Genomic DNA, 18,825 nt, shown 5'->3' with positions numbered 1-18,825 from the left:
CAGGTCATGCATGTTCACAGTGTACCTGAAGATGGTTATGATACGATCCCTGTAATCCCCGTATATTTTCTTTTGCTACTCAGGAACTTCGCGTATTTCCTCGGCATTTTTACCGACATCGACCGGGCATCATGGCTGATGCCCATGCTGATGCCCCGCATCAGGCAGGACTGCGACAGTCCCTGCGCAGCCTGGCTGTTGGGTTCGCCCGGGTTTCAGCAGTGCTGGTCGCGGGTGCGATGCTGCTGATACTCGCCGCCTATCTGCTTTTCATATATAGGCCGGAATTGCTCCGGGATTATCTGCGCAACGCCCTGGTAGAGCATTTCTCGGAACCCGTGCAACTGAGTGTCATCCGGACCGGATGGAAGGGCGGACCCACTGTGCAATTTCAGCACTTGCTGATCGGGTCTGCCGCCCATCCGGATTTGTCCCTGAACGACGTGGACTTGCAGTTTTTTGCCTTGCCGTTGTTCGCGGGCGATCTGCTGGTCAGAGAGCTGGACGTGGCCAGTGGTTCTGTAAAAATCCTCAAAAATGACTGGGGGCATTGGCAGTTGGCCGGACTGAAACCGGGTCATTCCAACGGTCATTTCAATCTCAAACTGGATCCAGCACGCCTGCAAATCCAACATTTTTTGATTGAACTACCGGATAATCAGCATTCATCAGACCTGCATTTGCAGTGGCTCAGTACCGGCGGCTTACGACCGGACATGCAGATTCATCTTGACTGGGCAAAAGGCGGCAGTCTGGAGTACGCGGGTGCAGCAGGAAATGGGCAATGGGCGCTACATGGCCTGCCCGTGGCCTGGTTGCATGAGCTGGATGGCCGTTTCCCTGCGCTGCAGGGAATGCTGAGTGCAAAGGGTAGTCTGGTCTGGCAGGATGGCTTGCTCAGCGCTTTGGACGGTCATTTTCAATGGCAACATCCGGGTTTTACAGGGCGGAAAGCGACCGGGGTGCAAGGGCAGCTCCGTTGGCAAGGGTTTACTCATTCGGGGCAGCTTGAGATTTCACCAATCAGCGGGATCAGTGCGCAGCCCTTGTCCGCCCGCTTGCGTCTCCACTGGAAGGGGCGATTGCAGGGTGATTTCAGTGCCAAGCGCTTGCCTGTTCAGCTGGTTATGGACATCGCCGGCCCTTTGTTGCCAGCGCACTGGCAAAACTGGCGCCAATCATCCTGGCACGGAAACTTGCGGGACATGCAGGTACATTTTGCAAGAATCCGGAACTCCCAAAAGCTGGGCTGGCAACTACAAACCCGGCTGGACGATCTGGATATTCCCGCTCTGGGCCAGGCCCCAGGTCTGGACGGTTTGAGCGGCCATCTTGATTTTCAACCGCAACAATTCAGTCTGCATTTGCAAAGCCGACAACTGAAGGTATTTTGGCCGCGTTATTTTGCGCATTCCTGGTTTTTACAAAAAGTATCGGGGCATATTTCCGGTCGCTGGAATGCTCAGCACTGGTCTTTGCAGGCTGCCCCTTTGCTTGTCCATGGTCCTGGAGATTTGCAGCTAACTGCCAGCATCGGTCCACAACAATTGCATTTGCAAGCCCGACTGCAGCACCTGCCGGCACGCGACATCAACACTTTTCTGCCGAATCAGGGAATTTCACCGGCATTGCAGCGCTGGCTTTCCATGGCCTTTCTCAGTGGCACTCTGGACAAGGCAGATTTGCGTTGGCGAGGCCCCTGGCAGCATTTGCCCCAAAACCACAATCATGACCATCTCAATCTGCAGGCGCATTTTCACAATGTGCATTTGCATTACGCAGCACGCTGGCCCGATGCGGAGCATCTGGATGCCCGTTTGCTGTGGACTGGAAATACATTGACCGTTCGCAGTCACGGGGATATTTCCGGTATTCCGGTGCGGGAGGCGCAAGTTTCTATTGGCAATCTGGATACGGCACTTGCATCGCCTCTGTATGCAGAAATCAATACGCCTCTGGCTATGGCAAAACTGCTGCCCTGTTTGCGTCAGACCCCGATTTTACGCCATGCGCAAACGCCGCCCCTGCAACTTTCCGGGGAAGGACAGTTGCATCTGGCCCTGAAGGTGCCATTTCATCATGAAAAAACCCAGGTACAGGGTGTGCTTGCTTTGCAAAAAGCCGGTGTGAAAATGGGAAACTGGCGAGCTGAATCCATTTCGGGACCCATTCATTTTCAGCGAGATGCCATCAATGCCAAAAACCTGCAGGGTCAGTTTGTGGGCGGCCCCGCACAAGTGAGTTTACAAGCCAAAGCGCTTGACCAGCAGACTCATCTGCAGATGCAATTGCAGGGGTCGCTGCAGGCCGGGCAGTTACCGCTGCCGCAATCCTGGCAATCCAGACTGCATGGAGTGATTCCTTATCAGGTATCCGGAACTCTGGAAAATGGCAGACTGCGCTTATTGGGATCTGCCCGGTTACAGCGTAGTCGCAGTTCCCTCCCGGCACCCTTTAATTGGAGTTATGCGGATGAGACCCCCGTCAGCATCTCCGGACAGGGGCTTTGGGATCGTGCTTTTGATCTGACTGTTCACGCCGCTCAAGGCCAAGCCCGGCTGAGCTGGAAAAGCGAAGGCAGGCATTGGCAGTGGCGGGCTGCAGCGCTGCGTCTGGGTGCTGGCCCTCTTCCCAAAATGCCCGGCTACGGCGTGAGGATAGATGGACAGGGTCAGGTTCTGCCTGTGGATGAATGGTTCGCTCTCTTACCGGCAGGTGGCCCGGGAGGCAGCTTGCCAACCACTCGTTTTGACCTGCATTGGCAGCAAGTGCAACTGCTGGGACAGGTTTGGCAGCATACCCGGATGCAGGGAGAAGCCCGTGGCCGTAATTGGCATTTGCGCTGGCGCAGTCCTCAGTCTGCAGGCAAGCTCACTTATCAGGCGGCAAGGATTCCGGCACAAGCGGCCGCCATTCACCTGAATGTGCAGAAACTGGTACTCAGCCCTGCGCAGACCGAACCTCTGCAGTCTGCCCGGCGGGCTTCAGGAATGACTTCTTCTCCGGCCTGGGCCTCAGGTGGTCCACTGGACCTGGATGCCCATATGGACCATCTGGATTGGCGGGGGCATCTTGCCCATGATGTGAGCTTACAGGCGGAACGCTCGCCAAGCGGCTGGCAACTGTCGGCTTTGAAAGGGGAGTGGCTCGGCAGTCACTGGGACCTCAGCGGGGCATGGCTGCCCCATGATGGCGGCATGACTACCGTGCAGGGAACCGTGCAAAGCCATAATATCGGCCCGGCGCTGGAAGCGCTGGGGATGAACAGTCTGGAATACGGGCAAGCCCGCTATACGGGGAAAATTTCCTGGCCGGGCGCACCCTGGAATTGGAATGTGCAGCATCTTCAGGGGACAATCCAGTCCCATATAAAAAACGGCCGCCTCAAAAAAATGGGGACGGATGTGTCCTGGCTGGTTTATGTGAACCCAACAACCCTGCTGAAAGACCTGCTCACTCTGGATTACCGCCCACTATTTGGAGAGGGTTTGTTTTTTCATGCGCTTTCGGCAAAGTTTGTGCTCGGGAAGGGTTTGGCACGCAGTCAGGATATTCGCCTGAACTCCAGTGCGCTGGCCATGCATGGAGCAGGAACTCTGGACATGGTTGATCAGCAAATGAACCTGAATTTGCAGGTTTACCCTTTACAGAGTTTTGATTGGCTTCTAGGAGATTTCCCGCTGCTGGGCCCGGCACTGTTTGGGCATTCGGGTAAGGTGCTAGAATTAAACTATCTAGCCCAAGGCTCTTGGGAGCACCCCATGGTTACTCGCATATCGTCGTCGTCAGCAAAGGATAAATAACGCATGGACGCTCAGCTTGCCGTGATTCAGATGGTTTCTTCGGATATCCCTTCAGAAAATTTTGAGCAAGCCGCAGGGCTGATTCGGGAGGCCGCTCGTGAGGGAGCGAAGCTGATCCTGCTGCCCGAGAATTTTGCCTTTATGGGACGTCATGAAACAGACAAACTCGCGCTGATGGAACCTGATGGTGAAGGTGTTATTCAGTCCTGGCTGGCGGATCAGGCGCGGCAACAGGACTGCTGGCTGGTGGGCGGCAGCATCCCCATTGCGGCGCCTGACGGACGCTGCTTTGCAGCTTGTCTGGTTTACGATAATGAAGGCCAGCGCCGTGCGCGTTACGACAAAATCCATCTTTTTGATGTCAATCTGGCTGGTGGGGAAACCTATCGTGAATCCCGCAGTATCGCGCCGGGCAAGCTGCCCGTTCAGGTAGAAACCCCTTGGGGTCAACTGGGGCTCTCCATTTGTTATGATTTGCGTTTCCCGGAGTTGTATCGTCATTACGCTGGTGCCGAACTGCTGGTGGTGCCAAGCGCTTTCACCCGACAAACGGGTGCCGCCCACTGGGAAAGTTTGCTGCGCGCCCGAGCCATCGAAAATCAGGCGTACGTGCTGGCTGCCGATCAGGGTGGTCTGCATCAGAATGGTCGCCAGACGTTTGGCTGCAGCATGATTATTGACCCCTGGGGGCAGGTCCTGGCCCGCATGGAACAGGGGCCGGGATGGGTGATGGCTGGAATGGACAGGGATTACCTGCAAAGTTGCCGAAAGCAGTTACCCGCTCTGCAACATCGGCAACTGGACTGAGGGTTTCCTACCAGGCGATATAGGCATAACCTTTTTGCTGCAGGGTAATGAGATCCACCGCGCCGCTAAACACGGGCACCGCCTGTGGAATCAGATCTGCCTTGTCGATGTGGATGGTTTTCATGGTCTGTTCACAGGCGTTGAAAACCACGCCATACATGTGCAGGCTTTCTACCTGTTCCATAATGAATTTTTCGTAATGTTGATGATTTTTCGGGGCCTTGACCAGCAACCAGAGGCCGGGTCCGAAGCAGTCGATGACAATGTCGGCATCGCTGTTGAAATGGCCGAGGACGACGGCAGCACTATGCAGGATGTCCAGAATATAAGCCGGATCGGACTTGTTGAGTTGAAACACTACCTTGTTTTTGGTTGGCCCCATCATGCCCTGGGCGTTGCCCTGATTGCTGATGGCCAGGGCACCGACTCCAGCAACAGCAGCAATACCTCCGATAAACTGACGACGGGAATGGTTTTTGGATTGGGTCATGCTATTCTCCTGAGCTTTACAGATAAGACATCCCTTGAAGCATAGCAATAATTAAGCCGGGGAATGCGCGAAGACCGGAGGAGCGTTGAGATGTTGCAGGTTTTTATGGTTGGGGAGTGTGCATGAAGCAGTTTAACGGAGCGTTTTTTCGCGACTTGTGGCGTATCAGCAAGCCATACTGGTGGCATTCAGAAGAGCGCTGGAGTGCGCGGGGTGTTTTCGCGTTGATCATTATTCTCAACCTGTTTATGGTATTTATTTCCTACCGCATTACCCAATGGTATGCCGTTTTCTGGAATGCCTTGCAGCGTTTTGCCGTCAATGCGGCCTGGCATCAGATGCTGATTTTTCTGTTGCTGGCGACAGCCTACATCATAGCCGCCGTATCCCAGACTTTTTTTACCCAGATGCTGGAAATCCGCTGGCGACGTTGGCTGACCCGCCATTATCTCGACAACTGGTTGTCCAAAAGCACATTTTACCATATGCAGGTGCTCGGCGATGGCACAGATAACCCCGACCAGCGTATCAGCGAGGATCTGGCCAGTTTTACCAGCCAGACCCTGAACATCATCATTGGCCTGCTCAGTTCAGTAACGACTCTGGCGGCCTTTGTGTTCATGCTCTGGGAATTGTCGGCCATGATTACCATCCCCTGGAATGGGGCTTTATACACCATTCCCGGTTATCTGGTTTGGGCTGCATTGATATACGCCGTATTTGGAACCATTCTGACAGCGCTTATTGGCCGCCCGCTGATCAAGCTCAATTTTAATCAGGAACGCTATCAGGCGGATTTCCGTTTCAGCATGATGCGTCTGCGAGAAAACAGCGAGAGCGTAGCTTTATATGGAGGTGAAAACGAAGAACGCCACCATTTTCTCCGGCGTTTTGCCGAAGTGTATGCGAATTACTGGCGGATCATCTGGCGATCCATGCGCCTGAACTGGTGGGTGTCAGGGTATGGTCAGGCGGCCATTATTTTCCCGATTATTGTCAGCATGCCTGCCTATTTTGTGAATAAAGCCATTGGCATCGGCGGACTGCAGCAAATCGCCTCCGCTTTTTCCCAGGTGCAGGGTGCGCTTTCCTTTATTGTCAGCAGTTACAGCAGTCTGGCCAACTGGCATGCAGTCGTCGATCGTTTGCGCTTTTTTGAACAATCCATGGACGAGGTGCGGGTCATCCGTGAAACCCACTATCAGATTGAACGGAAAAACGCGCCCAACCTGCAGGTCAAGCATCTCAATGTGCGCCTGCCCGATGGCCGGGAACTGGTGCATGACCTGAATCTCGACGTCCGTCGTCGTGAGCGACTGTTGATCATGGGGCCTTCCGGTGGCGGAAAAAGTACGCTGATCCGCAGTCTGGCAGGTATCTGGCCTTTTGGTGACGGAGAAATCGGGCTACCCGAAGGAGAGCGCCCCTTGTTTCTTCCCCAAAAACCTTACTTGCCTCTGGGTACCCTCCGGGATGTTCTGGTGTATCCCTTTGGCGCCAGTGTGGATGATCAGCAACTGCAACAGATTTTGCGCAGGGTTGATATGAGTAGTCTTGCCGACAAGCTGGATGACTCCCGGCTCTGGTCGCATGTGTTATCCTTGGGGGAACAGCAGCGTCTGGCTTTCGCGAGGGTGCTGGTGCAAAAACCGCAGTGGATATTTCTGGATGAGGCGAGTTCGGCTCTGGATGAGCCCGCCGAAAACCGACTATATCAATTGCTGGTCGAAGCCCTTCCGGAAAGCGCAATCATCAGTGTCGGTCATCGCTCCAGTTTGCTGCAGCACCACCAGCATTGCCTGCGCCTGCAGGGTAATGGTGCCTGGGTGCTGGAAGTCGTCCAACAGCAAGGCCCAGCAGATGGTTTGCACCCGGCACCTGCATGACCGGCAAACGATCAACACAAAGTCGAGCTTCGGCTCATCATCAGGAAATTTAGGAGATGCAATTATGGCAATGACCGCAAAAGATTTACCCGTTGGTGGCGCCATGCCCGCTTTTTCTTTGCCAGAGGGAGGGCAGAGTACGCTTTGGTCCAGTACATCCGCCCGGGGCAAGCCCTTACTGGTGCTGTTTATCTGCAACCATTGTCCTTATGTACTGCATATCAGCAGGCAGCTGGGCGAGTTGGCCCGTCAGTGGCAAAATCAGGGAGTTCAGGTGGTGGCGATCAACAGTAATGATCCGGACACCTATCCTGAGGATGCCCCCGAGAAAATGCCTGCCGAAGCGCAGCGTGCCGGTTATGACTTTCCCTATCTTTTTGATGCAGATCAAGCCGTAGCGAAGGCCTTCAACGCCGTTTGTACCCCGGACATTTTCCTTTTTGATCAGGCAGGCAAGCTTTTTTACCATGGTCAGTTTGATGACAGTCGTCCCAAAAATACGCTGCCGGTTACCGGAAAAGATTTATCGGAAGCGGTAGCTGCCGTGCTGGAAAAGCGTGAGCCTCCGGCAAAAGTCCTGCCCAGTGTGGGTTGCAGCATCAAGTGGCGAGCCGGTAATGAACCGGAGGGTTGGGCATGATTCCCGTTCAGCGCTGTGCCGTGGTTACGGGGGCATCATCGGGTATTGGCGCAGAAACAGCCCGTCAGCTTGCACATCAGGGATGTAAGGTCTACGTCGGTGCCCGCCGTCTGGAAAGACTGCAGGCATTGGCAAAAGAAATTCAGGGGGTGGCCCTGACTCTGGATGTCACTGACACGGAAAGTGTCTGTCAGTTTGTCGATCAGTTGCCCGAGGCTGTAGATATTCTGGTCAATAATGCTGGTGGTGCGCTGGGCCTTGAGCCGATTGCCGAGATGGAGGAATCCCACTGGCAACGCATGTGGGACAGCAATGTGCTGGGCCTGGCGCGGATGAGTAAGGCACTTTATCCACGACTGTTGAAAGCTTCTTCGGGCGTTGGGCATCTGGTCAATATCGGCAGTATTGCCGCCCATGAAACCTATGCCGGTGGTGGCGGTTATACGGCCTGCAAACATGCGGTCAAGGCGATTACCGAGACGCTGCGTGTGGAATGGCTGGGCAAGCCCATCCGCATTACCGAAATAGATCCGGGACTGGTGGAAACCGAATTCAGTCTGGTGCGCTTTGCCGGAGATGCAGAACGTGCAGCGAGTGTATATGCAGGTATGGAGCCTTTGGTGGCAGCAGATATTGCCGACGCCATTAGCTGGGTTGTCAGCCGTCCTGCCCATGTCAATATTGATGAAATCATTATAAAACCACGCGCTCAGGCGCGGGCCGGGCTGGTACACAGGGATTAAAGCGTCTACCGGCGCAGAAAATAATGATAAACGAACAAGAAAAGCGCCGTATTGGGCAAGTGCTGTTGCAGCGCGGATTTATTTCTCCGGAACAGCTTGAACGCGCTCTCCGCCATCAAAGGCAAGGGAGTGAACGTCTGGGGAAGTTGCTGATTGCTGAAGGACTGGTCAGTGAGCAGGATCTTGCTCTGGGTCTTACCAGGCAGGCTCGTCTTCGTCACGATGATCGTAAACTCAAAAGTGCCCGTATGTTGGCAGGCTCTACAGAAAAGCTGCGTATGGATCTCGAAAAGCAGTCCCTTGATTTATTGAAAGAATGGCAACAACGGGTGCCCCGCATACCGGATCGCGAAGCTGGGGGGGAAAGAAAAAAACGGGATGCGGCTTTGCGTCAAGCGATGGACTTTCCTCGTGCCCTGGCTGTCGCCAGAGAGGCCATAGAAACGGCCAAACGCAAGGGAGATCCTGGGCGCTTGCGACGTTTACTCAGTGTTTTGAAACAGGTCGAAAAAGATCTCGAAGCTTTTCGTCAGGCGATTGCTGGAGCCTCTTTCCATCCAGTGCATGAGTGGGTGGCACGCTGGCAGTTTTTGCAGGAATGCGGAAAGGATATTCAGCGCGCCTGCGTCTAAGTTTCAGTGAAAAATGTGCTGAAAAATACCGCTGGCAATTTGTTGTTGTTTGGTCACAAAGTTGGGGTGTTGCTGAACCTGTCGTTGCCGGCGCAGGCGGAGCAGGCGTTTCTGTAATTCCCGTTTGATGCGTTGTCTTTCATGTCCTGCCATGAAAGAAGAGTAACTGGGGAAGCTGCGAACCCGACGCAAAGCCGCCAATAAATTTGTGCTGTTATCCATCTGCTGTCTCCTTAGCCTTCTAATGAAAATGATAAAGCAAGGAGCGTGCCAAAATAATAAACGCATATAAATCAATGCATAAAAATTATCCGAACGGTCAGTCAGCTAATTTCTGTCACGTTTTGACGACAAGGTGCCCGTTTTTACAGGGTGCCCCCTAAAACCGGCGGTGGGCCGGGAAGCTTTTTGCTCCAACGTCCCTTGCCTGTTGTTCTAAGGCTCATCCTGCTGTCAGGAGAGAACTCGCCCTTTGGGCTCAGACAGCTCTCCTGACGGGCGCAGGATTTCACCAAGAACAACAACGGCGCGGGCCAAAGTCGCTGCAAAGCTTCCCGGCCCACCTCCGGTTTTAGGATAACTGCCCGTGTCGCAAAAACTCCCCACTGCTCAAGGGGACGTTTTTGTAACCGGAGGGCTAATGCCGGCGGAAAGCGTCCAGAACCAGAATTACCGCCCCGATGGAAATGGCGCTATCGGCAATATTGAAGTAAGGCCAATATAAAGAACCCCAGTGCGCCCCAATGAAGTCCACTACATAGCCGAGGCGAATGCGATCAATCAGATTGCCTACAGCACCGCCAAGAATGAGTGCGAGAGCGATGGCGGTCCAGGTGCTGCCGGGTTTGAGGCGACGCAGGATGGCGACAATGACGACAACGACCAGCAGGGCAATACCAATGAGCAGCCAGCGCTGCCAACCGCCTGCACCTGCCAAAAAACTGAAAGCAGCCCCCGTATTATGAACGAGGCGAAAATTCAGGAGGCCGGGGATGACGACAATACCCTGTCCCACCCGCCAGATATGGCTCAGCCAGAGTTTAACGCCCTGATCTGCAAGGATGACGGCAAAAGACAGCCAAAGGTAACGTAACATCAGCAGAACTCCCGTTGTTCGCCTGGTAATTCAAGATTGCTTACACAACGACCACAAATTTCCGGATGTCCGGCATGCTGGCCGACATCATGACGGCGATGCCAGCACCGTGCACATTTGCTGGCTGTGCTCGTTTGTACCTGCAGGGCAACTCCGGGAACCAGTTCGGCGCTGTTTTCCGGTCGCTCGGAGTAGGCATGGATGCTGCAGGCGGAAGTCATCAAAAAATAGCGCAGTTCTTCTCCCAGAGGGTGCAGAAACGCCTGCCAGTCATCGTTGGCATAAATCTGCAGTTCGGCATCCAGACCCGAGCCGATTTGCTTGTCCTGACGTAGCAGTTCCAGCGCCGCATTGACCGCATCCCGTAATTGACTGAGACGCTCCCAGCGGGCGTTCAGCGCAACGGTATCTGCGGGCAAAGGGAGGTCTGGGTATTCACCAAAAAACACGCTGGGTGCCGGCCGATCGCGCATTTCCTGCCAGATTTCTTCTGCGGTAAAGCTGAGGATGGGTGCCATCCAGCGGACCATGGCTTCCAGCATCAGCCAGAGGACGGTTTGTGCGGAACGGCGGGCGCGAGAAGCAGCCGGTGAGGTATAGAGACGATCCTTGAGTACGTCCAGATAAAGGCCGCCCAGGTCGATGGAGCAAAAATGATGGAGCTTTTGCTGGACCTTGAGAAATTGATATTCAGCATAGGCCGCACGAATTTCTTCCTGCAACAGTGCGGTGCGCGCCAGCATCCAGCGATCCATTTCCAGCAACTCTGCTGTGGGCAGTGCGTCTTTTGCGAAGTCAAAATCGTGGGTGTTGCCGAGAATGTAGCGGGCCGTGTTACGAATGCGCCGATAGCTATCCCCCAATTGCTTGACGATGGCATCGGAAATGGGAATTTCGCCCCGGTAATCTGCCGAAGCCACCCAGAGCCGAAGTATGTCTGCACCATAACGGTCGATAATGCTTTGTGGGGCGATGACGTTACCCACTGACTTGCTCATCTTGCGGCCTTCACCATCCACCGTGAAGCCATGGGTCAAAACCGCCTTGAATGGTGCGCGCCCTCGGCTCGCCACAGACTCCAGCAGCGAAGACTGAAACCAGCCACGATGTTGATCTGAACCTTCCAGATACAGGTCGGCAGGACTCTGCAGTTCCGGACGCTGCTCCAGGACAAAGGCGTGGGTCGAGCCGGAATCAAACCAGACGTCAAGAATATCCGTGCTCTTGTGAAAATGATCATATCCACAGGCTGCACAATGCGCTTCTGCAGGCAGAAAATCTTCGGCAGGCTGGTTGAACCAGGCATCAACACCGTTAGCTTCCACCGCCTGAGCAATCCGTTCGAAAGTTGCCGCATCGCGCAGCGGTTCACCACACTGGCCGCAGAAAAACAGGGCAATGGGTACGCCCCAGGCTCTTTGCCGGGAAATACACCAGTCCGGACGCTGACGGATCATGCCGGCAATGCGCTCCTGACCCCAGTCGGGAATCCAGCGCGTTGCTTCTATGGCAGAGAGAGCCTTGTCGCGGAGCTGGTTGGCAGGCATGCTGATAAACCATTGCGGTGTCGCCCGAAACAGCAGGGGCGTCTTGTGTCGCCAGCAATGGGGATAGCTATGGCGGATTTTTTCCAGATGCAGTAGGGCATCTTCCTCCTGCAGCAGTTCGATGATTTTTTCGTTGGCTTGACGAATATTCAGCCCGCCAAGACCACGGGGCAGGTCATCACGCAAGCGGCCGTTATCCTGCAAGGGGCTTTCCACCGGCAGATGATAATGACGACTGGCCTCATAGTCCTCCACGCCATGCGCAGGCGCGGTGTGCACACATCCGGTACCGGCTTCCAGGGTAACGTGTTGGCCGAGAATGACCGGAACCTGACGATCCAGAAAAGGATGCTGCAGAATCAGTCCTTCGAGCTGCGATCCGGTGCATTCTGCCAGAATGGCAGGACCATTTTCCGGGGTTTCCCCATAACGGGCGAGGGTGCTTTCGGCCAGATCGGCAGCTACCAGAATATGGCGATGCCCGCTGCGCAGGAGCACATAAGCATAATCAGGATGTACGGCGACCGCCTGATTGGCGGGTAAAGTCCATGGAGTGGTAGTCCAGATGACCACGCTGGCGGCGACAGCCTCTTTCAGCCCCAGCCGCTGCTGCAGGTCAGCCGGATTGGCAACGGCAAAAGCCACATCAATGGAGGGATCCGTGCGATCCTGATATTCGACTTCCGCTTCGGCCAGTGCACTACCACAATCCACACACCAGTGGACGGGTTTGGCACCGCGTACTACCTGACTATTGACGGTCAAGCGACCAAGTTCCCGGAGAATATTGGCTTCTGCCGCAAAATGCATGGTCAGATAGGGATGCTGCCAGTCGCCGAGGATGCCGAGTCGTTCAAAATCCTGCCGTTGTCCTACAATCTGGCCTTCTGCGTAGGTCCGGCAGGCGTTGCGAAATTCCTGGGCACTGACTTTTTCTCCGGGGCGTCCCAGTTCCTTTTCCACCTGGATTTCAATGGGTAAGCCATGACAATCCCAGCCCGGCACATAGGGGACCCGATAACCTTCACTCAATTTGCTTTTATTGATGATGTCCTTGAGGATTTTATTGACCGCATGGCCTATGTGAATTTTGCCATTGGCGTAAGGCGGGCCGTCATGCAGGATAAATACCGGAGCGTTACTGCGCGCCGCCTGGATGGCGGCATATAAATCATGCTCCTGCCAGCGCGCCAGTGTCGCCGGTTCGCGTTCCGGGAGTTTGCCCTGCATGGGAAAGTCCGTTTGGGGAAGATTCAGTGTCAGCTTGTAGTCCATGAGTTTTGAAAATCCTAAGGGTGTTCGGCAAAAAAACGGCGGGTATTGATAATATCCCGGGCAATGGCTGCCTTGAGGGCATCGAGATCCGGGTACTTTTCTTCATGACGTAATTGCTGATGCAGTTCTACCTGAACGCGCTGTCCATAAAGATCAGGACTGTCGGCATCCAGGCAGTGTGCCTCCAGCACCATTTGCTTACCGCCGACGGTAGGTCGCAAGCCGATACTGATGGCGGCTATCCAGCTTCCTTGAGGGCTGTGCAGACGCCCGGCAAAAATGCCTTTGACCGGAACGGGGCGTCGATTCAGGGGAATGTTGGCGGTGGGGAAGCCCAGTTCCCGACCCAGATGATCACCGTGAACGATTTTACCACAGAGGGTATAGGGTCTGCCCAACCAGTGCCTGGCCTGGTCCAGGTTACCTGCCAGCAATGCCGCACGAATTCCGGTGCTGCTGACGCGTTGGCCGTCGAGGCTGAAGGCTGGCTGTTCCATGACGGCAAAACCATATTGGCGACCGAAGTGCTGCAGCATCTCCAGATCACCCCGCCGCGCTGCCCCGAAACGAAAGTCATGGCCAACCACCAGAAAGCGACATTGTAATCGCTGCACCAAAATGCGCGTAATGAAATCTTCAGCGGAAAGCCGGGCCAGAGCTTGATCAAAAGGCAGGCAGTAAATTTGATCTACGTCGTAGTGACGCAGCGCGTCGATTTTCTCACGGAGACTGCTCAGCCGGGGTGCGGCCAGGGATGTCTGAAAAAACTCCCGGGGGAGGGGTTCAAAGGTCAAAACCGCCGTCGCTAAATTACTTTGGCGCAGGGACTGCAGCAAGGCCTGATGTCCTCTATGAACACCGTCAAAATTGCCGATACTGACCGCCAGCGCTGAGCTGGCAGGACAATGGCTGCGTCTATGGAAAAAGCCTGGGAAATTCATGCGGGATTATTTGCGATCCGTTTCACGGTAAAATGGCGACATATTAGCCTAAATTCATGGAGAACCCTAGATCATGGGTGTGCAGTCTGCCCACTCGGGTTGCTGTTCCCGGATGACCTCCTGCAAAGGGCGGCGCTGACCGAAGCCCTGCTCATGACCATGGTAGTAATCCAGCACGGGTTCTGGATGGCGCCAGCACAAATAACCATCGCCTGTATCAAAATCCACCAGCCATAATCCCGAAACGACCACCCCCAGACGCTCCATTTTATTGATCCAGCGCTGCACAATTTCTTCGTAGTGGATTTCCTGTTGCTGCAAAAGAAGATGGTTTTCCATATTGGCCCTCATCGACTCCAAAACCGGAGAGAGTTCATCAACAGCCTGGGCGGTAATGTTGCGGACTAAAGGAAAAATTTGCCGGGCTTCCAGCAGTGTGAACACGCGAATCTGACCCGGTCGCTGAATGGCAAATACCGAATCTCCATGTCCATGTAATCCGTCCGTTTCAGGCACGGTCAGTTCTCCTTCGGATAATATCGCGCAACTCGTGGATGCCCAAAGCCCAGGTGCCACCCAGATACAGAACGGCCGCTAAAAGCACCAGACCGAGGATCCGCAGGAGTCTTTCCCACAAGGGTAGGGCCAGCCACAGTGCAGTATCGCCGCGCAAGCTCAATAACACCAAGCCCATGATAATCGCCATGGCAGCGGATTTCAGCAAGAAGGGCGGCCAGCCCGCCTGCATTTGATAAACACCATCTCGATGCAGGCGGCGCCAGAGCAGAATGGCATTCACCAGTGCTGCTGTGCTGGTGGCAATGGCCAAACCCAATTGTTGCAGGGGCCAGGCGAGAATCAGGCTGATGACCATGTTGACTGCCACGCTGATCATGCCGAAACGGACGGGCGTTCGAGTATTTTGATGCGCATAAAAAGCCGGGGCAAGGACGCGTGCAGCAATGATGGGTAATATGCCAATACCATAACCCATCAGACTCAGACTGCTCTGCCAGGCATCTTCAGCGCTATAGGCACCGTAGCGAAACAGGCTGATCAGAAGTGGCTGCGCCAGAACCAGCAGACCGACCGTCGCCGGAAGGCCGATCAGCCAGGTCAGACGCAGCGCCCAGTCCAGGGTTTCTGGAAATTGCGCAGAACCCTCAGCCGCCTGCCGGGATAGCAGAGGTAATACCACGGTTCCCAAGGCGACCCCGAAAACGCCCAGAGGAAATTCCACCAACCGGTCAGAGTAATAAAGATAGGAAACCACATTCGCCCCGACCAGAGAGGCCAGGATGGTATTCAGGAATAAATTGATCTGAGCGACCGATGCGCCGAAAGCTGCTGGTCCCATCAGGCGCAAGACCTTGGCGACGCCCGGATCACGGCGGCGCAGGCGCGGCCAGCGCAAATATCCCAGTTTTTTCAGGGATGGAAACTGAAACAGAAGCTGTACCACGCCACCAATCAACACACCCCAGGCTACGGCGATAACCGGTTGGGCAAGATGCGGTGCCCAGAATAATGCGGTGGCAATAATGCTGAGATTCAGGAAAACCGGCGTAAAAGCAGGCACCGTAAAGTGGCCATGGGTATTGAGCACACCACCAGCCAGCGCCACCAGTGAGATCAGAAATAGATAGGGAAAAGTAATCCGCAGTAATTCCACGGTCAGCTGGAATTTGCCGGGGTTAGCAGCAAACCCCGGAGCTATGGCGTAAACTACCGCGCTGGCAGCGAGAATGCCGATCAGTGTGACCACGGCCAGGGTCAGGGCCAGCCAGCCACTGATATCGGCGACAAACGCCTGAGCTTCCTCCGTCGTACGCTGGGTCCGGTATTCTCCCAGAACCGGAACGAATGATTGCGAGAAGGCGCCTTCCCCAAACAGTCGGCGAAACAGGTTGGGAATCCGGAAGGCCACAAAAAAAGCATCAGCCATTTCCCCGGCCCCGAACAAATGCGCAAGTATAATGTCGCGGGCGAAACCAAGCAGTCGGGAAAGCATGGTATTGCTTCCGACTTTCAATACACTGCGCAGTGGGTGTTTACTCATAAACGCACAAAAGAGGACGGAAGCATCCCAGAATAATGGCACGGCCGTTTGAAACAGCCAAGATCAATAATTACCTTCAAGCAAAAAGTCCATGAACTTTTGCGCTACGGCGGTTAAGCGTTTGTTCTTGCGATACACGGCGTGCCATTGTCTGAGAATGGGGAAACCCACGACATCAAGAATGGCAATATTTCCGGCATTGGCTTCGGCAGCAATGGTGTTGCGGGACAGGACACTCAGCCCCAGTCCCCCGGCGACCAGCTGCTTGACCGCTTCATTACTGCTCATGGTCATTCTGACTTTGAGCTGGACTCCCTGTTCCTGGAAAAAATTCTGGGCTGTCAGCCGGGTTCCGGAACCTTCTTCCCGAAGAATAAAGGCTTCATCTTTTAATCGCTCTGGAGCAATGCGGGATTGTTCAGCTAACGGGTGATCGCCGGGGGCGAGCACAACCAGCGGATTATCCATAAAGGGGCGGGCAACACCGTCAATATCATCAGGAACCTGGCCCATGATGTAAATGTCGTCGAGATTTTGCTTGAGTCGTTCAAGGATGCTGTCGCGATTGGCAATTTCAAGATGGACTTCAATACCTGCGTGTTCCTTGCAGAAGGTACCAATGAGGCGCGGCGCGAAGTACTCTGCCGTCGAAATGATGGACAGGTTAAGCGTCCCTGATTCGAGGTTGCGCTGGGCGTTGAGCTCCTGATTCAGTGCATCCAGACGACGCAGAATGTCGTTTCCGGCCCTGGCAACGGCTTCTCCGGCAGCCGTGAGGTAAAGTTTTTTGCCCATTTGTTCATACAGGGGCTCGCCAGCGGTCTCGGAAAGTTGCTTGATCTGTATGGACAGTGCTGAAGGCGTCTGGTGTAATTCCGTTGCAGCGCGGGTCATGTTAAGGTGTCTCGCAAGCACCGTAAAAATACGTAATTGGTGCAGGGTAGGATGGCGGATTATCAAGGTTTTACTTTTCCAAAAGGTAATATTAATTTCTTTTTACTTTACCTTATGGAAGGCACTTTGTACATTCGTCAAGGGTTACAGCTTTGCAGGTCAAGTTAGACTGATACTTTAGGAGGAATCTTATGGCTGGTAAATATGAAGCCGGCGTCAAGGAGTACCGCCACACATATTGGGCTCCGGACTACGTGCCGCTCGAGTCGGATCTTTTGGCGTGTTTCAAGATTATCCCGCAGCCTGGTGTGGATCGGGAAGAAGCAGCGGCGGCGGTAGCCGCAGAATCATCTACCGGCACCTGGACTACGGTCTGGACTGACCTGCTTACCGACATGGACTACTACAAGGGTCGTGCGTACCGCATTGAAGACGTCCCCGGTGACGACGCGGCTTTTTATGCGTTCATCGCGTATCCGATCGACCTGTTCGAAGAAGGTTCGGTGGTTAATGTATTCACCTCGCTGGTGGGTAACGTATTCGGATTTAAGGCGGTTCGTGCCCTGCGTCTGGAAGACGTGCGCTTCCCGCTGCATTACGTCATGACCTGTAACGGTCCGTCCCATGGTATTCAGGTAGAGCGTGACTTGCTTGACAAGTATGGCCGGCCGATGCTGGGTTGTACCATCAAGCCCAAGCTGGGTCTTTCTGCCAAGAACTACGGTCGTGCCGTATATGAAGCCCTGCGTGGTGGTCTGGATTTCACCAAGGATGACGAAAACGTCAATTCCCAGCCTTTCATGCGCTGGCGTGACCGCTTCCTCTTCGTGGCTGATGCCATCCACAATGCCGAAGCCCAGACGGGTGAGCGCAAGGGTCACTATCTGAACGTGACCGCGCCTTCTCCAGAAGAAATGTACGAGCGCGCCGAGTTTGCCAAAGAACTGGGTATGCCCATAATTATGCATGATTTCCTCACGGGCGGTTTCTGTGCCAATACTGGTCTGGCCCGCTGGTGCCGCAAAAATGGCGTTCTGCTCCATATTCACCGTGCCATGCATGCGGTGATCGACCGAAATCCCAACCATGGTATTCACTTCCGGGTGTTGACCAAGGCCCTGCGTCTGTCCGGTGGTGATCATCTCCATACCGGTACCGTGGTCGGCAAGCTGGAAGGCGATCGCGCTTCTACCCTGGGTTGGATTGACCTGCTTCGCGAATCCTACATTCCTGAAGATCGCAGTCGCGGTATTTTCTTTGATCAGGATTGGGGTTCCATGCCCGGCGCCTTTGCCGTGGCTTCCGGTGGTATTCACGTGTGGCACATGCCGGCACTGGTGAGCATTTTCGGTGATGACTCCGTGCTGCAGTTTGGTGGCGGTACTCTGGGTCACCCATGGGGTAATGCGGCAGGTGCGGCGGCTAACCGCGTGGCTCTGGAAGCATGCGTCGAAGCCCGTAACCGTGGCGTCGAGATCGAGAAGGAAGGCAAGGAAGTGTTGATGAATGCAGCTCGCCATTCGCCAGAACTCAAGATCGCTCTGGAAACCTGGAAAGAAATCAAGTTTGAGTTCGATACGGTCGACAAGCTCGACGTACAGAACCGCTAATTTCTGGTAATTCATCAGCTTATTCAGGAAGGAGGTCATCATGGCCGATGTGCAAGATTATAAGCAAGTCCGCCGGTATGAGACGTTTTCATACCTGCCACCCATGTCTGCTGAACAGATTCGGGCTCAGATTCAGTACATTGTCGCTCAGGGTTGGAACCCTGCAGTAGAGCATGTCGAGCCCAGTCGCTCGTTCACGCATTACTGGTACATGTGGAAGCTTCCGATGTTTGGCGAAAGAAGTGTTGACGCCATTCTGGCCGAGTTGGAAGCCTGCCACCGCGAATACCCGGGTCATCTGGTGAAGTTGATCGGTTACGACAACTACACCCAGAGTCAAGGTCTGGCGTTTGTGGTTTACCGGGGCTCCTGAACAGGGGCAGCAGTGACGAAGCCGCCGTG

The 18,825-nt window shown here is 54.5% G+C and carries 16 protein-coding genes; 8 read left to right on the top strand and 8 right to left on the bottom strand.

Annotation, left to right across the window (positions count from 1 at the left end):
- Positions 1 to 131 precede the first annotated feature (131 nt).
- The gene (locus GCD22_RS13180; protein ID WP_051690476.1) at positions 132 to 3,803 is read left to right on the top strand and encodes a YhdP family phospholipid transporter; all 3,672 of its coding nucleotides are present in this window, start codon (positions 132 to 134) and stop codon (positions 3,801 to 3,803) included.
- A gap of 3 nt (positions 3,804 to 3,806) precedes the next feature.
- Complete coding sequence (locus GCD22_RS13175; protein ID WP_081577354.1) at positions 3,807 to 4,610, top strand: carbon-nitrogen hydrolase family protein; 804 nt, start codon at positions 3,807 to 3,809, stop codon at positions 4,608 to 4,610.
- Positions 4,611 to 4,617: 7 nt separating this feature from the next.
- On the opposite strand, the gene GCD22_RS13170 is transcribed toward GCD22_RS13175, so the two are convergent.
- The gene (locus GCD22_RS13170) at positions 4,618 to 5,100 is read right to left on the bottom strand and encodes a DsrE family protein (RefSeq protein ID WP_010637846.1); all 483 of its coding nucleotides are present in this window, start codon (positions 5,098 to 5,100) and stop codon (positions 4,618 to 4,620) included.
- A gap of 122 nt (positions 5,101 to 5,222) precedes the next feature.
- Here GCD22_RS13170 and GCD22_RS13165 point away from each other — a divergent pair, with 122 nt between their 5' ends.
- From GCD22_RS13165 to GCD22_RS13150, 4 genes are all read left to right on the top strand, one after another.
- The gene (locus GCD22_RS13165) at positions 5,223 to 6,986 is read left to right on the top strand and encodes an ABC transporter ATP-binding protein/permease (protein WP_031570195.1); all 1,764 of its coding nucleotides are present in this window, start codon (positions 5,223 to 5,225) and stop codon (positions 6,984 to 6,986) included.
- Positions 6,987 to 7,050: 64 nt separating this feature from the next.
- On the top strand, positions 7,051 to 7,626 hold the full coding sequence (locus GCD22_RS13160; RefSeq protein WP_081577355.1) for a thioredoxin family protein: 576 nt from the start codon (positions 7,051 to 7,053) through the stop codon (positions 7,624 to 7,626).
- Positions 7,623 to 8,369: an SDR family NAD(P)-dependent oxidoreductase gene (locus GCD22_RS13155; RefSeq protein WP_081577356.1), complete on the top strand. Its 747-nt coding sequence runs from the start codon at positions 7,623 to 7,625 to the stop codon at positions 8,367 to 8,369. Before GCD22_RS13160 ends, GCD22_RS13155 begins: the two co-directional genes overlap by 4 nt.
- A 23-nt stretch (positions 8,370 to 8,392) precedes the next feature.
- Positions 8,393 to 9,001, top strand: coding sequence for a cyclic di-GMP-binding domain-containing protein, MshE-related (locus tag GCD22_RS13150; RefSeq protein ID WP_031570188.1), 609 nt, complete (start codon positions 8,393 to 8,395; stop codon positions 8,999 to 9,001).
- 3 nt (positions 9,002 to 9,004) lie between these two features.
- Here the strand turns inward: GCD22_RS13150 and GCD22_RS13145 are convergent, their stop codons facing one another.
- The 7 genes from GCD22_RS13145 to GCD22_RS13115 all read right to left on the bottom strand — a co-directional run bounded on the left by GCD22_RS13145 (position 9,005) and on the right by GCD22_RS13115 (position 16,879).
- Positions 9,005 to 9,223 carry a hypothetical protein gene (locus GCD22_RS13145; RefSeq protein ID WP_024893642.1) on the bottom strand — a complete coding sequence of 73 codons (219 nt, stop codon included), beginning with the start codon at positions 9,221 to 9,223 and terminating at the stop codon, positions 9,005 to 9,007.
- Positions 9,224 to 9,638: 415 nt separating this feature from the next.
- Positions 9,639 to 10,097 (bottom strand): signal peptidase II, encoded by a 459-nt coding sequence (gene lspA / locus GCD22_RS13140; RefSeq protein WP_010637856.1) that lies wholly within the window; start codon positions 10,095 to 10,097, stop codon positions 9,639 to 9,641.
- Positions 10,097 to 12,919, bottom strand: coding sequence for an isoleucine--tRNA ligase (gene ileS / locus GCD22_RS13135; protein WP_081577357.1), 2,823 nt, complete (start codon positions 12,917 to 12,919; stop codon positions 10,097 to 10,099). The genes lspA and ileS overlap by 1 nt, the downstream gene beginning before the upstream one ends.
- A gap of 14 nt (positions 12,920 to 12,933) precedes the next feature.
- Complete coding sequence (locus GCD22_RS13130; RefSeq protein ID WP_031570182.1) at positions 12,934 to 13,860, bottom strand: bifunctional riboflavin kinase/FAD synthetase; 927 nt, start codon at positions 13,858 to 13,860, stop codon at positions 12,934 to 12,936.
- A gap of 66 nt (positions 13,861 to 13,926) precedes the next feature.
- Positions 13,927 to 14,376, bottom strand: coding sequence for a DUF2203 family protein (locus GCD22_RS13125; RefSeq protein WP_010637861.1), 450 nt, complete (start codon positions 14,374 to 14,376; stop codon positions 13,927 to 13,929).
- Complete coding sequence (murJ, locus tag GCD22_RS13120; protein WP_081577358.1) at positions 14,369 to 15,919, bottom strand: murein biosynthesis integral membrane protein MurJ; 1,551 nt, start codon at positions 15,917 to 15,919, stop codon at positions 14,369 to 14,371. Before murJ ends, GCD22_RS13125 begins: the two co-directional genes overlap by 8 nt.
- A gap of 63 nt (positions 15,920 to 15,982) precedes the next feature.
- The gene (locus tag GCD22_RS13115) at positions 15,983 to 16,879 is read right to left on the bottom strand and encodes a LysR family transcriptional regulator (protein ID WP_024893638.1); all 897 of its coding nucleotides are present in this window, start codon (positions 16,877 to 16,879) and stop codon (positions 15,983 to 15,985) included.
- Between the two features lie 125 nt (positions 16,880 to 17,004).
- Between GCD22_RS13115 and GCD22_RS13110 the strand changes: the two genes are divergently transcribed.
- The gene (locus tag GCD22_RS13110) at positions 17,005 to 18,423 is read left to right on the top strand and encodes a form I ribulose bisphosphate carboxylase large subunit (RefSeq protein ID WP_010637867.1); all 1,419 of its coding nucleotides are present in this window, start codon (positions 17,005 to 17,007) and stop codon (positions 18,421 to 18,423) included.
- 40 nt (positions 18,424 to 18,463) lie between these two features.
- The gene (locus GCD22_RS13105; RefSeq protein ID WP_010637868.1) at positions 18,464 to 18,796 is read left to right on the top strand and encodes a ribulose bisphosphate carboxylase small subunit; all 333 of its coding nucleotides are present in this window, start codon (positions 18,464 to 18,466) and stop codon (positions 18,794 to 18,796) included.
- Positions 18,797 to 18,825: the final 29 nt, after the last annotated feature.

Origin of the sequence: Acidithiobacillus thiooxidans ATCC 19377 (assembly GCF_009662475.1) — a bacterium.
GTDB lineage: Bacteria > Pseudomonadota > Gammaproteobacteria > Acidithiobacillales > Acidithiobacillaceae > Acidithiobacillus > Acidithiobacillus thiooxidans.
This window is presented reverse-complemented; position numbering and strand designations above follow the sequence as displayed.

Excerpts from the sequence above, each read along its gene's own strand:
- GCD22_RS13105 (WP_010637868.1), top strand. The coding sequence starts at position 18,464 with ATGGCCGATGTGCAAGATTATAAGCAAGTCCGCCGGTATGAGACGTTT.
- GCD22_RS13110 (WP_010637867.1), top strand. The coding sequence starts at position 17,005 with ATGGCTGGTAAATATGAAGCCGGCGTCAAGGAGTACCGCCACACATAT.
- GCD22_RS13180 (WP_051690476.1), top strand. The coding sequence starts at position 132 with ATGGCTGATGCCCATGCTGATGCCCCGCATCAGGCAGGACTGCGACAG.
- GCD22_RS13175 (WP_081577354.1), top strand. The coding sequence starts at position 3,807 with ATGGACGCTCAGCTTGCCGTGATTCAGATGGTTTCTTCGGATATCCCT.
- GCD22_RS13130 (WP_031570182.1), bottom strand. The coding sequence starts at position 13,860 with ATGAATTTCCCAGGCTTTTTCCATAGACGCAGCCATTGTCCTGCCAGC.
- GCD22_RS13145 (WP_024893642.1), bottom strand. The coding sequence starts at position 9,223 with ATGGATAACAGCACAAATTTATTGGCGGCTTTGCGTCGGGTTCGCAGC.
- murJ (WP_081577358.1), bottom strand. The coding sequence starts at position 15,919 with ATGAGTAAACACCCACTGCGCAGTGTATTGAAAGTCGGAAGCAATACC.
- GCD22_RS13150 (WP_031570188.1), top strand. The coding sequence starts at position 8,393 with ATGATAAACGAACAAGAAAAGCGCCGTATTGGGCAAGTGCTGTTGCAG.
- lspA (WP_010637856.1), bottom strand. The coding sequence starts at position 10,097 with ATGTTACGTTACCTTTGGCTGTCTTTTGCCGTCATCCTTGCAGATCAG.
- GCD22_RS13155 (WP_081577356.1), top strand. The coding sequence starts at position 7,623 with ATGATTCCCGTTCAGCGCTGTGCCGTGGTTACGGGGGCATCATCGGGT.
- GCD22_RS13160 (WP_081577355.1), top strand. The coding sequence starts at position 7,051 with ATGGCAATGACCGCAAAAGATTTACCCGTTGGTGGCGCCATGCCCGCT.
- GCD22_RS13165 (WP_031570195.1), top strand. The coding sequence starts at position 5,223 with ATGAAGCAGTTTAACGGAGCGTTTTTTCGCGACTTGTGGCGTATCAGC.
- GCD22_RS13170 (WP_010637846.1), bottom strand. The coding sequence starts at position 5,100 with ATGACCCAATCCAAAAACCATTCCCGTCGTCAGTTTATCGGAGGTATT.
- ileS (WP_081577357.1), bottom strand. The coding sequence starts at position 12,919 with ATGGACTACAAGCTGACACTGAATCTTCCCCAAACGGACTTTCCCATG.